The sequence below is a fragment of the Delftia sp. HK171 genome (assembly GCF_001886655.1).
Taxonomy (GTDB): Bacteria; Pseudomonadota; Gammaproteobacteria; order Burkholderiales; family Burkholderiaceae_C; genus Comamonas; species Comamonas acidovorans.
On record NZ_CP018101.1, the window covers coordinates 1,453,439 to 1,468,428 of the forward strand.

A 14,990-nucleotide genomic window follows, 5' to 3' on the forward strand; every position below is an offset into this window, starting at 1 on the left:
GTCCACGAACCCACAACGGAACTGCCACGCCATGCGCCACACCCTTGCCTCCCTGGGCCGCCGCCTCGCCATTGCCTCTGCGGCGCTGACCGTCGCCTCCTTCGCCACCCTGGCCCACGCGGCCAAGACCGAGCTGCTGGTCTACAGCGCGCTGGAAGCCGACCAGATCAAAGCCTACAAGAGCGGCTTCGAGAAGGCCCATCCCGAGATCGAGCTCAAGTTCGTGCGTGACAGCACGGGCATCATCACGGCCCGCCTGCTGGCCGAGAAGGCCAACCCCCAGGCCGACGTGATCTGGGGCGTGGCCGCCACCTCGCTGATGCTGCTGGACAAGCAGGGCATGCTCCAGCCCTATGCACCCAAGGGCCTGGACAAGGTGCGCGCCAACATGCGCGATCCGCGTGCCCAGCCGACCTGGGTGGGCATGGACCTGTGGTCCTCGGCCATCTGCTTCAATACCGTGGAGGCCGGCAAGCGCAAGCTGCCGGTGCCCGCCAGCTGGGCCGACCTGGTCAGGCCCGAGTTCAAGGGCACGATCACCATGCCCCACCCGGCCTCCAGCGGCACGGGCTACCTGATGGTCGCGGCCTGGCTGCAGATCATGGGCGAGGAAAAGGGCTGGGCCTACATGGACGGCCTGCACCAGAACATGGGCGTGTACACGCACAGCGGCTCCAAGCCCTGCCGCCAGGCGGGGGCCGGCGAGTTTCCCGTGGGCCTGAGCTTCGAGTACCGCGCCAGCAAGACCAGGAAGGACGGCGCGCCCATCGACATCGTCTTCCCGCAGGAAGGCCTGGGCTGGGACGTGGAGGCCACGGCCATCCTCAAGACCAGCAAGAAGCAGGAAGCCGCCAAGGCGCTGGCCGACTGGGCCGTCACGCCAGAGGCCAACAAGCTGTACGCCGCCAACTTCGCCGTGCTGGCCTTGCCCGAGGCGCAGGAGAAGCTGGAGTTCATTCCTGCCGATCTGGAAAAGCGGTTGGCGAAGAACGATTTCAACTGGGCCGCCGATAACCGCGACCGCATCCTGGCCGAGTGGAGCCGCCGCTACGAAGCCAAGGCAGAGAAAAAGTAAGCCGGAGCCACGCCATGCTGCGCATAGACCATATCGCCAAGCGCTACCGCGAGCAGCAGGTGCTGCGCGGCATTGACCTGAACGTGGAGGCGGGCGAGTTCGTCAGCCTGCTCGGCCCTTCGGGCTGCGGCAAGACCACGCTGCTGCGCATCGTCTGCGGCATCGACATGCCTGACGAGGGCAGGGTGCTGTTCCAGGGCGATGACATCACGCGCTGGCCGGCCGCACGCCGTGGCTTTGGCGTGGTGTTCCAGAGCTATGCGCTGTTTCCCAATCTCACGGCCGCGCAGAACGTGGCCTTCGGGCTGAACGGGCAGCCTGCGGCGCAGGCGCGCGAGCGTGTGGCCGAGATGCTGTCCCTGGTGGGCCTGGGCGCGCAGGCCCAGCGCTACCCGGCCCAGCTGTCGGGCGGCCAGCAGCAGCGCGTGGCCCTGGCCCGCGCGCTGGCGCCCCGGCCGCGCCTGCTGCTGCTCGACGAGCCGCTGTCCGCGCTCGATGCCCAGGTGCGCACCGAGCTGCGCAGCGAGATCCGCCAGCTGCAGCGCCAGCTGGGCATCGCCTCCATCATGGTCACGCACGACCAGGAAGAGGCCTTGTCCATGGCCGACCGCGTGGTGCTCATGCACCAGGGCCGCATCGAGCAGCAGGGCTCGCCCGAGCAGCTCTATGCCCGGCCCGTGAGCCAGTTCGCGGCCGGCTTCGTGGGCCGCATGAACCTGCTGCCGGCCACGGCCGAATCGGCGGACCAGGTGCGCATCGGCGAAGCCAGCCTGCGCTGCGCGCTGGCCGGTTTCGAGCCTGGCGCTGCCCTGCTGGTGGGCGTGCGGCCCGAGAGCGTGGTGCTGCACCCGGCCCAGCCCACGGCATTGGCCAACCTGTTCCGCGCCCGCGTGGTGGAGACCTCCTTCCTGGGATCGATGGCCCTGGTGCGCCTGTTCAGCCCCACGCTGCAATGCCAGGTTGACGCCCAGTGGCCCCTGCGTCACGACGTGGGCCTGCCCGAATGGCTGCAGGGCGAGGTGCTGATGGAGCTGCCCGCCGCTGCGCTGCAGCCGCTGGCGGCGCCCGATGCGAGGAAGGCCGCATGAGCGCGCATCCCATGGACACGGCCATTTCCGTGCCCGTGCCCGTGCCGGTGGACCGCTCCGTTCCCGCCCGCCGCAGCGCGCCTGCAGGGCCCGCGCGTCCGCGGGGGCGCAGCGCAGGCTGGGAGCGCTGGTGGCTGGGCGCCCTGGTGCTGGGCGCACTGGCCTGGCTGCTGGCCACCATCGCCCTGCCGGTCGCCAGCCTGCTGGGCAGAAGTTTCTGGGACGATGCGGGCCGCTTCACGGGCCTGGCCCAGTTCATCACCTATGCGCGCATGCCGGGCGTGGTGCAATCGCTGTTCAACAGCCTGTGGCTGTCGGCCGTGAGCAGCACGGTCTGCGTGCTGCTGGCCTATGTCTATGCCTATGGCGTGGTGCGCAGCTGCATGCCGCTGGCGCGCTGGTTCCGGGGCCTGGCCCTGGTGCCGCTGCTGGCGCCCTCGCTGCTCATGGCCATCAGCCTGATCTACCTGTTCGGCAGCCAGGGCCTGCTCAAGGGCTGGCTGCAGGGGGGCTCGGCCTACGGGCCCTTCGGCATCATCGTGGGCTCGGTGCTCTGGACCTTTCCGCATGCGCTGATGATCCTGTGCACCACGCTGGCCTCGGGCGATGCGCGCCTGTACGAGGCGGCCGCCACGCTGGGCGCCAGCCGCTGGCGCAGCTTCCGCCAGGTCACGCTGCCGGCCAGCCGCTACGGGCTGATGATTTCCTGGATCGTGGTCTTCGTGCTCGTGGTGACCGACTTCGGCGTGCCCAAGGTCATTGGCGGCAACACGGCCATGCTGGCCACCGATATCTACAAGCAGGTCATAGGCCAGCAAAAGCTGTCCATGGGTGCCGTGGTGGCCATGCTGCTGCTGGTGCCTGCGGGCCTGGCCTTTGCGGCAGAGCGCCATTTGCGTGCGCGTCAGGCGGCGACCATGGGCGTGCGCTCCGTGCCGCTGGTGCCCCAGCCCCATGCGCCGCTGGACCGCGCGCTGCTTGCGTACTGCGCGCTGGTGGCGCTGGCGCTGCTGGCCGTCATGGGCACGGCCGTGCTGGCCTCCCTGGTCAGCTACTGGCCCTACAACCTCACGCTGACGTTCAAGAACTACCGCTTCGACATGATGGACGGCGGCGGCTGGGCCAGCTATGGCAACTCGCTGTCCATGGCGCTGGCCACGGCGGTGGTGGGGGCGGTGCTGAGTTTTGTGACCGCCTACCTGGTGGCCAAGCCCCAGCGCTGGGCACGCACGCGCCAGTGGCTGCATGCCGTGGCCACGCTGCCCATGGCCGTGCCGGGGCTGGCGCTGGGCCTGGGCTACATCCTGTTCTTCAATGCCCAGGGCAATCCGCTGCACTTCCTGTACGGCAGCATGGCCATCCTGGTGCTGTGTTCGGTGGCGCATTTCTTCTCGGTGGCGCACATCACGCAACTGGCCGCGCTGCAGCAGCTCGATGCCGAATACGAGCGCGTGGCCGATTCCCTGGGCGTGGCCTTCTGGACGCTGCTGTGGCGCGTGCACCTGCCGGTGTGCATGCCCGTAGTGATGCAGGTGGCCGGTTACTTCTTCGTCAACGCCATGACCACGGTGTCGGCCGTGGTGTTCCTCTACTCGCCCGAGACCACGCTGGCCTCGGTGGCCGTGCTGGCCATGGACGACGCGGGCGACACCGCGCCCGCCGCCGCCATGGCCACGCTGATCTTTGCCACCGCCGCCACGGGCCGGCTGCTGATCGCGGCGCTGGATGCCTGGGTGCAGCGGCGCACGCAGCGCTGGCGCCAGCGCTGATCCCTTCTCTCTTCCTTCCTCCGTTTTTTCCCATGAAGAACTACGACCTGATCGTGGTGGGGGCCGGCATTGTCGGCCTGGCCCACGCCTATGCGGCTGCGCGCCGTGGCCGCAGCGTGCTTGTCATCGAGCGCGACGCGGCCTGCATCTCCGCCTCCATCCGCAACTTCGGCTTTGTGACCGTCACGGGGCAGCAGGCCGGGGCCCACTGGCGGCGTGCCATGCGCTCGCGCGACACCTGGGCCGAGATCGCGCCGCAGGCCGGCATCGAGGTCGTGCACCGCGGCCTGTGGCTGACGGCGCGCCGCCCCAGCGCTGAGGCCGTGCTCCATGCCTTCCTGAGCACCTCCATGGGCGAGCGCTGCGAGCTGCTCACGCCGGCCCAGGCCGCCGAACGCCATCCTGCACTGCGTACCGGGGATTTGTCCGCCGTGCTCTACAGCCCGCATGAACTGCGCGTGGAGTCGCGCACAGCCATTCCCAGGTTGGCGCAGTGGCTGGAGCAGGCCATGGGAGTGGATTTCCGCTTTGGCGAGGCCGTGCTCGACGTGGCCGCGCCCCGGGTGCGCAGCACGCGCGCCAGCTACCACGGCGAGCGCGTGGTGGTCTGCAACAACGCCGACCCGGGCGGCCTGTTCGCCGGCCTGTGGGCGCCGCACCGCATCCAGCTGTGCCAGCTGCAGATGCTGCGCGTGCGGCCGCAGCCGGGCTTTCGGCTCAAGGGCTCGGTCATGGGTGACCTGAGCATGGTCAGATACGAGGGCTACAGCGCCCTGCCCGAAGCCGCCGCGCTGCGCGCCGAGCTGGAGCGGGAGGAGGGCGAAAGCCTGGCCCACGGCATCCACCTGATCGCCGTGCAAAGCGCTGATGGCAGCCTGGTGGTGGGCGATTCCCACCACTACGGCGCAGCGCCCCAACCCTTTGCCAGCGAAGCCGTGGACCGGCTGATGCTGCGCCACATGAACGAGGCCCTGAACCTGCGCGATGCGCAGGTGGTGGAGCGCTGGGTGGGCGTCTACCCGAGTGCGCAGGACGCGCCCTGCGTGGTGCATGCGCCCGACGAGGCCACGCGCGTGGTGGCGGTCACCGGAGGTTCCGGCGCGAGCACTGCCTTCGGGCTTGCCGAAGAGGTCTGGAGCGCGTGGTGAGCGGCAGCCGGCCTACTTGCCGAACATCACCCACAGCAGCGCCAGCACCATGATCGTGGCCAGCACGGCCAGCGTGATCTTGAGGGCGCTGTAGGGGCGCTCGCCCGCGATCTGGCCCGTGTAGCCGTTGGCGATGATCTGGAAGGTCTTGCTGCCGTAGGTGTAGCCCACCAGCCAGACCGGCACGAGGATGTGTTTGAAGGTGCGGCCCTGGTACTCGCGCTGCATCTGCAGGTTGCGGTAGGTGTCGCCGGGCACCTGGCGCGCGCACAGGGCGCGCAGCTGCTCGTCCATGTCCTGCACGTTGACCTGGGCGGCCTTGCCCAGGTCGATCTGGTAGCGCTCCACGGTCCATCCGCGCACGAACTCGGGCGTGTAGGGCTTGAGGTCGGTGGTCGTGGGAAAGGGCTCCACCTGGCGCAGCAGGTTGGCGTGCACGCCCACGGTGCCGGGCACCAGCTCGTCGTCGAAGAAATGGGTGAGGCTGCCCGAGGCCGGCTCCCAGCGCACATGGCGCACCTGGCGCGTCTGCACGTTGCCGTTGCTGTCGCGGTAGGACTCGGTGGTGTAGTAGTAGAAGCCCGCCTCGGCCTGCCAGTCGGCGCTGGCGTGGGCGTCGAAGGTCCAGTAGGGCAGGTAGACACCGTGCAGCGTGTCGGTCAGCGCCGCGGACTTCAGGCGGTTGGGCGCGAACCAGCGGCTGCCATACCACTGGCGGATGCGGTCGCGGATCTGGCCGTCGCTGATCTTGAAGGGCAGGATGCTCTGCGGCGTGATGGCATCGCCCTGCTCCTCATGGGCGACGATGGAGGGCGAGCCGCAGAAGTCGCAGCGCTGGGCCACGGTGCGGTTCACGAAGACCGAGATCGCGCGGCAGTTCTGGCACTGGACCTCGTAGCGGTCCTCCGTGCCCCAGCCCCGGCCGGACTTGGGGTTGCGCAGCGCCTCGGCCAGGTCCTGCTCGACCACATCGCAGCCCAGTTCCTCGCGCGTTTCCTCGCTCCAGGGCACCGTGGTGCCGCAGTACGGGCACTTGAGCGCCTGGGCCTGGGCATTCCATTCGAGGTTGGCGCCGCATTCGGGGCAGGGGTGCTTGCGCACCATGGCGGGCGCGGCGGCTGCGGCCTCCCAGGAACCGGAGGCGGGGGAAGTCGAGGTGCTGGAGGAACTGGAGGAGGGCGCGCTCACGGCATCGGTCCTGGAAAACGGGACGCGGCGCCAGGCAGGGCCTGGCGCCGCAAAGGGTCAAACCACGGAAATGTCAGCCGCGCAGGAAGTCATCGAGTGCGGCTTGCGCAATGCGCCACTGGCTGCCGATCTGGCGTGCCTTGAGGTTGCCGGCCTGGATCTCGGCCAGCACATCGGCCTCGCTCACACCCAGCACCTGGGCCGCCTGCGCCGGGGTCAGCACCTGCAGTCCACCGGCGGCAGGCGCTGCGGGGGCCTGGGCCGCCTGTGCGGCAGCGGGCGAGAACGGATCGGACGCCTGGCCCTGGCCGGCCGGTGCGCCACTGCCACCGCCGTTTTGCATGCTCTTCATCATCTCCTGCGCCATGCCGAAACCCATGGCCATGGTGGCGGGCAGGGTGGCTGCGGCAGCGCCTTCGCCGCCCGTGGTCATGGCCTGGCCCATCTGGTATTTGACGTAGTCGTTGAGGTTGCCGATGGCCGTCATGCTGGAGCGCTTGTCGATGGCCTGCTCCACCTCGGGCGGCACGGACACGTTCTCCAGCACGAAGCTGGTGATCTCCAGGCCGTACTTGTCCGTCATGGCCGGGTTGATCAGCGGCAGCAGCGCATCGCCCAGCTCGCCATAGCGCTGGGCCACGTCCAGCACGGGCACCTGGGCCTTGGCCAGCGACTCGGTGAACACGCTGATGATGCGCGAGCGCATGGTGTCGGCGAACTCGTCGATGCGGAAGTTCTGGTCCGTGCCCGCCACTTCCTTGAGGAACTTGGCCGGCTCGACGATGCGGAAGTCATAGGTGCCGAAGGCGCGCAGGCGCACGGCGCCGAAGTCCTTGTCGCGCACCATCACGGGGTTGGAGGTGCCCCACTTGTTGCCCGTGAACAGGCGCGTGTTGATGAAGTAGACATCGCACTTGAACGGCGAGTTGAAGCCGTACTTCCAGCCCTGGATGGTGGACAGGATGGGAATGTTCTGCGTGGTCAGCGTGTGCTTGCCGGGGCTGAACAGGTCGGCGTACTGGCCGGCCGAGACGAACTGCACCTGCTGCGACTCGCGCACGATGAGCTGGGCGCCGTTCTTGATTTCCTTGTCGTCGTCGGGCCAGCGGTAGGAGAGCGTGTCGCGCGAGTCATCGGTCCACTCGATGATCTCTATCAGTTGCTTGGTGATGATGTTCATCAGGTTCATGGCAGGCTCCGAAACGGTGTTGGTCCACGACAAAAAAGGTCAATGGGCCATTCTAGGCGGCGTGCATGGCGGCGGGGAGAACGGCCACCGGCCGCTGCCCCGGTGAATTGTCAAAAAATGATCCGGATGCGTCGTGCAAGGCGGGTTTTCGGGTCTTCGCGCGCCACGGCCTTTGCCGGCATGTGTCGCCTGCTCCGTTTTTTGATGCAGATCGCCCTGTGGAGCGTCTGCCGTGGGGCCGCAGGCCCGCGCCACGGCGCAGGGCCGGGCGGCGCCTTAAAATCGTCGTTTGCGCGGCGCGAGCCGCCTCTCATTCACCGGCGCGGCCCCGGCCTGCGTGCGACGCCTGAAACAAGTCATGCTCACTTTCCAACAAATCATCCTCAAGCTGCAGTCCTACTGGGCCGACCAGGGCTGCGCGCTGCTCCAGCCCTATGACATGGAAGTGGGCGCGGGCACCTCGCACACCGCCACCTTCCTGCGCGCCCTGGGCCCCGAGCCCTGGAAGGCCGCCTACGTGCAGCCCAGCCGCCGCCCCAAGGACGGCCGCTATGGCGACAACCCCAACCGCCTGCAGCATTACTACCAGTTCCAGGTGGTGCTCAAGCCCGCGCCCGACAACATCCTGGAGCTGTACCTGGGCTCGCTCGAAGCCCTGGGCTTCGATCTGAAGAAGAACGACATCCGCTTCGTCGAGGACGACTGGGAGAACCCCACGCTGGGCGCCTGGGGCCTGGGCTGGGAAGTCTGGCTCAACGGCATGGAGGTGACGCAGTTCACCTACTTCCAGCAGGTCGGCGGCATCGACTGCAAGCCCGCCACGGGCGAGATCACGTACGGCCTGGAGCGCCTGGCCATGTACCTGCAGGGCGTGGACAACGTCTACAACCTGACCTGGACCGACGGCCTGAGCTACGGCGACGTCTACCACCAGAACGAGGTGGAGCAGTCCACCTACAACTTCGAGCACTCGGACGCCGACTTCCTGTTCACCGCCTTCGGCGCCTACGAAAAGCAGGCCAACCACCTGATCGGCGAACAGCTGGCGCTGCCGGCCTACGAGCAGGTGCTCAAGGCCGCCCACACCTTCAACCTGCTCGATGCGCGCGGCGCCATCAGCGTGACGGAGCGTGCCGCCTACATCGGCCGCATCCGCAACCTGGCACGCGCCGTGGCCAAGGCCTATATGGACAGCCGTGCGCGCCTGGGCTTCCCCATGGCGCCCAAGGCCCATGCCGACGAAGTGCTGGCCGAGCTGGCCAAGGCCGCCGAACAACAGGGCAAGAAGGCCGCCTGAGGCGGACACCGCTGCACCGAGAGAACACCAGACCATGAACGCATCGAATCTTCTTGTTGAACTGTTTGTCGAAGAGCTGCCCCCGAAGGCGCTGCAAAAGCTGGGCGACGCCTTTGCCGGCGTGCTGTTCGAGCAGCTCAAGGCCCAGGGCCTGCTGGCCTCCAGCGAAGCGCGCCTGACGGCCTATGCCTCGCCGCGCCGCCTGGCCGCCCACATCACCGAAGTCCTGCCCCAGGCCGAGGACAAGGCCGTGTCGCAAAAGCTCATGCCCGTCTCCGTGGGCCTGGACGCCGACGGCAAGCCCACGCCCGCCCTGATCAAGAAGCTGGCCGCCCTGGGTGCCGGCGAAGAAGCCGTTGCCGGCCTGACCCGCCAGGGCGAAGGCAAGGCCGAAGCCCTGTTCCACGCCTCCACCGTGCGCGGCGTGATGTTGGCCGACGGCGTGCAAAAGGCGCTGGACGAAGCCATTGCCAAGCTGCCCATCCCCAAGGTCATGCGCTACCAGCTGGCCGACGGCTGGAGCAGTGTCCATTTCGTGCGCCCGGCCCACGGCCTGGTGGTGCTGCACGGCACCGAGGTGCTGATCGGCGTCAAGGCACTGGGCCTGACGGCCGGCACGGCCACGCATGGCCACCGCTTCGAGGCGGCGGTCGATCCCGTGGTCATCCGCTCCGCCGATGACTACGCCGCGCAGCTGCGCGAGGAGGGCGCCGTCATTGCCAGCTTCGCCGAGCGCCGTGCCGAGATCGCGCGCCAGCTGCAGGCCGCTGCCGAGCGCGTGGGCGGCGGTGTGCGTCCCATCGAGGACGAGGCCCTGCTGGACGAGGTCACGGCCCTGGTCGAGCGCCCCAATGTGCTGGTCTGCGAGTTCGAGAAGGAATTCCTCGACGTGCCGCAGGAATGCCTGATCCTCACCATGAAGGCCAACCAGAAGTACTTCCCGCTGCTGGACGCCGCCGGCAAGCTGACCCACCAGTTCCTGGTGGTCAGCAACATCAGCCCGCAGGATGCCAGCGCCGTCATCGGCGGCAACGAACGCGTGGTCCGCCCGCGCCTGGCCGACGCCAAGTTCTTCTTCGACCAGGACCGCAAGAAGACCCTGGCCTCGCGCGTGGACGGGCTGGGCAAGGTGGTCTACCACAACAAGCTCGGCACCCAGGGCGAGCGCGTGGAGCGCGTGCGCTCCATCGCCAAGAGCATTGCCCGCCAGCTGGGCGACACGGGCCTGGCCCAGCAGGCCGACCTGGCCGCGCAACTGGCCAAGACCGACCTCGTGACCGACATGGTGGGCGAGTTCCCCGAGCTGCAGGGCACCATGGGCCGTTACTACGCGCTCAACGACGGACTGGACGTGGCCGTGGCCGATGCCATCGAGGACCACTACAAGCCCCGCTTTGCGGGCGACGAACTGCCGCGCGGCAACGCCGGCGTGGTCGTGGCCCTGGCCGACAAGCTGGAAACCCTGGTCGGCATGTTCGGCATCGGCAACCTGCCCACGGGCGACCGCGACCCGTTCGCGCTGCGCCGCCATGCGCTGGGCGTGATCCGCATGCTGGTCGAGAAGGACCTGGCGCTGGATCTGGAAACCCTGCTGGTCAGCGTGCTGCCTGCCTTCGGCGACAAGATCGAGGACGCCACGCCCCAGCTGGCCGACTTCATCTACGACCGCCTGGCCGGCAACCTGCGCGAGCAGGGCTTCTCGGCCCAGGAAGTGGACTCCGTGCTGGCCCTGCGCCCGCAGCGCCTGTCCGACGTGCAAAAGCGCCTGGAAGCCGTGCGCGCCTTCGGCGAGCTGCCCGAGGCACCGGCCCTGGCCGCCGCCAACAAGCGCGTGGGCAACATCCTCAAGAAGGCCGACCAGGCCGTGCAGGCCCAGGTCGACGCAGCCGTGCTGGCCGAGGTGGCCGAGAAGGACCTGTACGCCGCCCTGCAATCGGTGGCGCCCAAGGCGCAGCAGCAGTTTGCTGCCGGCGACTACACGGCCAGCCTGCAGACCCTGGCCGCGCTGCGCGCCCCGGTCGATGCCTTCTTCGAGCATGTGATGGTCAACGCCGAGGACCCGGCCCTCAAGGCCAACCGCCTGGGCCTGCTGGCCACGTTGCACGAAGCCATGAACCGCGTGGCGGACCTTTCGCGACTGGCGTAAATGGAGCACCCCCTGAGGCGCTTCGCGCCTTCCCCCTCTCTACTTGCTTCGCAAGGGAGGGGACGACACCTTCGGTGCGGGGCGGCCCTTCCTCGGTGTCCCTCGTCTTGGGACGCGCGCAATTGAGTTCTGACATTCTTGGGACCCGACCATGAAAATTGCGATCCTGGACCGTGACGGAACCCTCAACCAGATCGGTGAGGAGGGCTTCATCGGCTCTGCCGAGGCCTGGAAGGCCCAGCGCGGGGCGCTGGAAGCCGTGGCGCGCCTGAACCGGGCGGGCTGGCATGTGGTGGTCGCCACCAATCAGCCGGGCCTGGGCCGGGGCCTGTTCGACGTGACCGAGCTCAATGCCGTGCACGCGCGCATGCACCGCGAAATGGCGGCGGCAGGCGCGCGCGTCGATGCGGTTTTCTACTGCCCCCATGCCCCGGACGAGGAATGCCATTGCCGCAAGCCCGGCACGGCGCTGTTCGAGCAGATTGCCGAGCGCTTCGGCGTCGAGGGGCACCAGCTGTGGGTGATTGGCTCCTGCGTGGCCCATCTGCAGGCCGGTGCCGCCATGGGCGCGCGCCTGCACCTGGTCTGCACGGGCGCCAGCGCCGGAGTGTCTCTGGAAGGGGCGCTGCCGCCCGGACTGCCGCCCGGCACCCAGCGCCATGCCAGCCTGGCCGCGCTGGCCGATGCGCTGGTTCCGGCAGATGCCGCACCCGCTCCCTGAACGCCTGAACGCCCGAATGGCGCTTTGCCCATGCGCCGCCGGCCTGCCGTCCTGCGCACAATGCTATCTTTGTGAATTCCGATTCCTGAGGGCGCAAGGCCCGGGCCTGCCGCCCGGCCCCTGCGCCGCTTTCTGCACCACACTGCCGCCATGTCCCTGATCCGCTCCACCCTCCACATGCTCTGGATGGGCATCACCGTGATCCCCTACACCCTGGCCGTGCTGCTCACGCGCTGGCTGGGCGGCGGGCCGCGCCGCGTCTATGCCGTGGCGCGCGCCTGGCTCAAGCTGTCGGTGGACAGCGCCCGCGTCATCATGGGCGTGCGCCACCGCGTGCAGGGCATGGAGAACCTGCCCACCGACCCCAAGCAGGGCGTGGTGCTGCTGGTCAAGCACCAGTCCACCTACGAGACCTTCCTCATGCCGGCGATCATGCCGCGCCCGCTGGCCTATGTGTTCAAGAAGGAGCTGCTCATGGTGCCCTTCTTCGGCTGGTCCATCGGCAGCATGGACATGATCCACATCGACCGCAAGCACGGCTCGCGCGCCTTCCACAAGGTGGTGGAGCAGGGCAAGCGCCTGTTGGGCCAGGGCACCTGGGTGATCATGTTTCCCGAAGGCACGCGCATCCCGCGCGGCCAAAGGGGCGAGTACAAGACCGGCGCCACGCGCCTGGCCATCATGACCGGCGTGCCGGTCGTGCCCGTGGCCGTCACCTCGGCCAAGTGCTGGCCGCGCAAGGCCTTCATCAAGACGCCGGGCGTGGTGGATGTCTCCATCGGCAAGCCCATTCCTTCCGTGGGCCGCAAGCACGAGGAGCTGATGGTGGAAGTCGAAAACTGGATCGAGGCCGAAATGCAGCGCCTCGACCCCGAGGCCTACCGCGCCTGAGGCGCCGGAGAGCGGCATGGCGGACCCGGCACAGCGCAGTTGGGATTGGCTGCTGCCACCTGCCGTGCAAACGCAGGACGGCGGGCTGAAGCCGCGCCGTGACGGGGCTGCTGCCCCCGCCCAGCCTTCGTCCGCGCCTCTTCCTCCTTCTCCTCCTTCTCCTACATCTCTCCCATCTCCATCCGCCATCCCCGAGCCCAGTCCCCGCGTCCACCCGGAGGCCAACCAGCAGGCGGTCCTCCAGGGGCAGGTGCTGCATTACCGGCTGCAGCGCTCGCGCCGGCGCACCATAGGCTTCACCATCGGCGCGCAGGGGCTGGTGGTCAGCGCGCCTGCCTGGGTCAACATGGCTGCCATCGCGCAGGCGCTGGAGGCGAAATCGGGCTGGATACTGCGCAAGCTGCACGAGGCCGGCCAGCGCCAGCAAGCCCAGCATGCGGCACGCATCCGCTGGGAGCACGGCGCAGAGATCGGCTATCTGGGCCGCCCCTTGCAGCTGTGCCTGACCGGCGGTGAAACCCAGCCGCTGCGCACGCGCCAGGTACACCGTGAACAGGCGGCCGACGGCAGCCAGTCCCTGCACCTGCCGCTGGCGCCTGGGGCATCGGCCGCCGAGGTGCGCGCCTGCGTGCAGGCCTGGATGCTGCGCGAGGCGCGCTCCTGGTTCACGGCCAGCCTGCAGCGCCACGCGCCGCTCCTGGGCGTGCAGTGGACCAGCCTGAGACTGACCAGCGCAAGCACGCGCTGGGGCAGTGCCAACACGGCCGGCGCCATCCGGCTGAACTGGCGGCTCATGCAGCACGCGCCCGAGGTCATCGACTACGTGGTCGTGCACGAGCTGTCCCACCTGCGGTACATGGACCACAGTCCGCGCTTCTGGGCCACGGTGGCCAGCGTGATGCCGGGCTGGGAGGCGCAGCGTCAGGTGCTGCGTGACAGGCTGCTGCCTCCCTGGGAATAGGCGATCCGGGCACCGGCGAGCCGGCGCCAGTCGGGCTGGACGGTTATTCTTGCCGGGCACACAACCGCGTCCTATCAAGAAAGCCCATCCATGTCCGCAAGCGCTTCCGTTCCCGCAGCCATTCCCCTGACCGTCCAGCCCGCACCGGGCTATGCAGGCGACATTCCTCCCGAACTCGCCTGGCAATGGCTGCAATCCGGCGAAGCCGTGCTCGTCGATGTGCGCACCGATGCAGAGCGCGACTGGGTGGGCCGCGTACCGGGTGCCGTGGCCGTGGCCTGGAAGCAGTGGCCGTCCATGGCGATGAACCCCGATTTCGACAGCCAGCTGCGCGCCGCCGTGCCTGAAGGCGGCAAGGTGGTCCTGCTGTGCCGCAGCGGCGTGCGCTCGGTGGCCGCTGCCCAGCGCGCGGCGCAACTGGGCATCGAGGCCTACAACATCCTCGAAGGCTTCGAGGGCGATGTGGACGCCAACGGCCAGCGCGGCCATGTCGGCGGCTGGCGCCTGCGCGGCCTGCCCTGGCGCCAGTAAGCCGGCGCGGACCTGGCGTCGTTCAGAGCGGCGGCTCCGCGAATCCCAGCGCCACCGCCCGGGCGGCCACCATGTCCACCAGGGCCTGGGCCGGTCCTGACAGCGTGGCCTGCGAGCGCATGGCCAGCAGCAGCCGGCGCCGGGTGTTGAGCGCCCCCAGCGGGCGCAGCCGCAGTGCCCGCGCGGCCAGGTGCGGCGCGGTGGCCGCGCGCGGCAGGATGGCGAGCCCCAGACCCACCGAGACCATGTGGCACATGGCGTCGAAGCTGCGCACCTGGATGCGGATCCGCACGGGCCGGTTGATGGATTCGGCCTCGGCCGCAATGCGCCGCATCAGCGAGGTGGAGCGGGCTAGGCTCACGAAGTCGTGGTCCAGCACGGTGGCCAGGGGCACGGGGGAGGCGTCGTCCGTGTCCAGCGCATGGCCGCGCGGCATGACCAGCACCAGCTCGTCCACATCGCAGACCTGGGTGCTCAGCCCTTCCAGGGGCGTGTTCTCCCCGATGATGGCCAGCTCGGCCACGCCGCTGAGCACGGCGCGCACGGATTCCTCGCTGAGCGCGTCTTCTAGGTCCACCGAGACACCCGGGTGGGCGGCCATGAAGTCGGCCAGCAGCCGGGGCAGAAAGCCTGCAAATGCGGAGTTGTTGGCCCACAGGCGCAACTGGCCCGTGGCGCCGCTGCGAAAGTCGTCCATGGCCAGGGCCAGATGTTCCAGCCGGGCCACCACGTCCACGGCATGGTGGTACATGCTCTGACCGGCGGGCGTGGGCGTGACGCCGCGCTTGCTGCGCACCAGCAGGGTCACGCCGCAGTGCTGCTCCAGCTCGGCCACGCGCTTGCTGGCGGCTGCCAACGACAGCCCCAGCGTGCGCGAGCCGGCCGTCAGGCTGCCGGCATCGACCACGGCCACATACAGGCGCAGCGTCAGCAAATCGAAGCGGTGCAGGTTGATCATTCCCATCCTCCACCGCAGACGAAGGATG

General features: G+C 68.8%; 13 protein-coding genes. 10 read left to right on the forward strand and 3 right to left on the reverse strand.

Annotated features, from left to right (window positions below):
* The first annotated feature begins 31 nt into the window (after positions 1 to 31).
* From BO996_RS06590 to BO996_RS06605, 4 genes are read left to right on the forward strand one after another with little or no spacing between them, the layout of a single operon-like run.
* Positions 32 to 1,075 (forward strand): putative 2-aminoethylphosphonate ABC transporter substrate-binding protein, encoded by a 1,044-nt coding sequence (locus BO996_RS06590; RefSeq protein WP_071954323.1) that lies wholly within the window; start codon positions 32 to 34, stop codon positions 1,073 to 1,075.
* 14 nt (positions 1,076 to 1,089) lie between these two features.
* Positions 1,090 to 2,163: an ABC transporter ATP-binding protein gene (locus BO996_RS06595; RefSeq protein WP_071954324.1), complete on the forward strand. Its 1,074-nt coding sequence runs from the start codon at positions 1,090 to 1,092 to the stop codon at positions 2,161 to 2,163.
* A complete protein-coding gene (locus tag BO996_RS06600) occupies positions 2,160 to 3,932 on the forward strand; it encodes a putative 2-aminoethylphosphonate ABC transporter permease subunit (protein ID WP_071954325.1) in 1,773 nt (590 codons plus the stop codon). Before BO996_RS06595 ends, BO996_RS06600 begins: the two co-directional genes overlap by 4 nt.
* 32 nt (positions 3,933 to 3,964) lie before the next feature.
* Positions 3,965 to 5,080, forward strand: a complete 1,116-nt coding sequence (locus BO996_RS06605) for a TIGR03364 family FAD-dependent oxidoreductase (RefSeq protein WP_071954326.1) — start codon at positions 3,965 to 3,967, stop codon at positions 5,078 to 5,080.
* A 12-nt stretch (positions 5,081 to 5,092) separates the two neighbouring features.
* Here the strand turns inward: BO996_RS06605 and BO996_RS06610 are convergent, their stop codons facing one another.
* On the reverse strand, positions 5,093 to 6,268 hold the full coding sequence (locus BO996_RS06610) for a zinc ribbon domain-containing protein (protein ID WP_071954327.1): 1,176 nt from the start codon (positions 6,266 to 6,268) through the stop codon (positions 5,093 to 5,095).
* Positions 6,269 to 6,341: 73 nt separating this feature from the next.
* Positions 6,342 to 7,457 (reverse strand): SPFH and helix-turn-helix domain-containing protein, encoded by a 1,116-nt coding sequence (locus BO996_RS06615; RefSeq protein WP_071957043.1) that lies wholly within the window; start codon positions 7,455 to 7,457, stop codon positions 6,342 to 6,344.
* A gap of 358 nt (positions 7,458 to 7,815) precedes the next feature.
* Here BO996_RS06615 and glyQ point away from each other — a divergent pair, with 358 nt between their 5' ends.
* From glyQ to BO996_RS06645, 6 genes are all read left to right on the forward strand, one after another.
* Positions 7,816 to 8,754, forward strand: coding sequence for a glycine--tRNA ligase subunit alpha (glyQ, locus tag BO996_RS06620; RefSeq protein WP_012203218.1), 939 nt, complete (start codon positions 7,816 to 7,818; stop codon positions 8,752 to 8,754).
* A gap of 34 nt (positions 8,755 to 8,788) precedes the next feature.
* Complete coding sequence (glyS, locus tag BO996_RS06625) at positions 8,789 to 10,900, forward strand: glycine--tRNA ligase subunit beta (RefSeq protein ID WP_065345368.1); 2,112 nt, start codon at positions 8,789 to 8,791, stop codon at positions 10,898 to 10,900.
* 151 nt (positions 10,901 to 11,051) lie between these two features.
* On the forward strand, positions 11,052 to 11,621 hold the full coding sequence (locus tag BO996_RS06630; RefSeq protein WP_071954328.1) for a D-glycero-alpha-D-manno-heptose-1,7-bisphosphate 7-phosphatase: 570 nt from the start codon (positions 11,052 to 11,054) through the stop codon (positions 11,619 to 11,621).
* A gap of 150 nt (positions 11,622 to 11,771) precedes the next feature.
* Complete coding sequence (locus tag BO996_RS06635) at positions 11,772 to 12,512, forward strand: lysophospholipid acyltransferase family protein (protein ID WP_013804242.1); 741 nt, start codon at positions 11,772 to 11,774, stop codon at positions 12,510 to 12,512.
* A 16-nt stretch (positions 12,513 to 12,528) separates the two neighbouring features.
* Positions 12,529 to 13,473 (forward strand): M48 family metallopeptidase, encoded by a 945-nt coding sequence (locus tag BO996_RS06640; protein ID WP_063327304.1) that lies wholly within the window; start codon positions 12,529 to 12,531, stop codon positions 13,471 to 13,473.
* Between the two features lie 90 nt (positions 13,474 to 13,563).
* Positions 13,564 to 14,004 carry a rhodanese-like domain-containing protein gene (locus BO996_RS06645; RefSeq protein ID WP_063327303.1) on the forward strand — a complete coding sequence of 147 codons (441 nt, stop codon included), beginning with the start codon at positions 13,564 to 13,566 and terminating at the stop codon, positions 14,002 to 14,004.
* A gap of 22 nt (positions 14,005 to 14,026) precedes the next feature.
* Here BO996_RS06645 and BO996_RS06650 read toward each other — a convergent pair whose 3' ends face one another.
* Complete coding sequence (locus BO996_RS06650) at positions 14,027 to 14,962, reverse strand: LysR family transcriptional regulator (protein ID WP_063327302.1); 936 nt, start codon at positions 14,960 to 14,962, stop codon at positions 14,027 to 14,029.
* Positions 14,963 to 14,990: the final 28 nt, after the last annotated feature.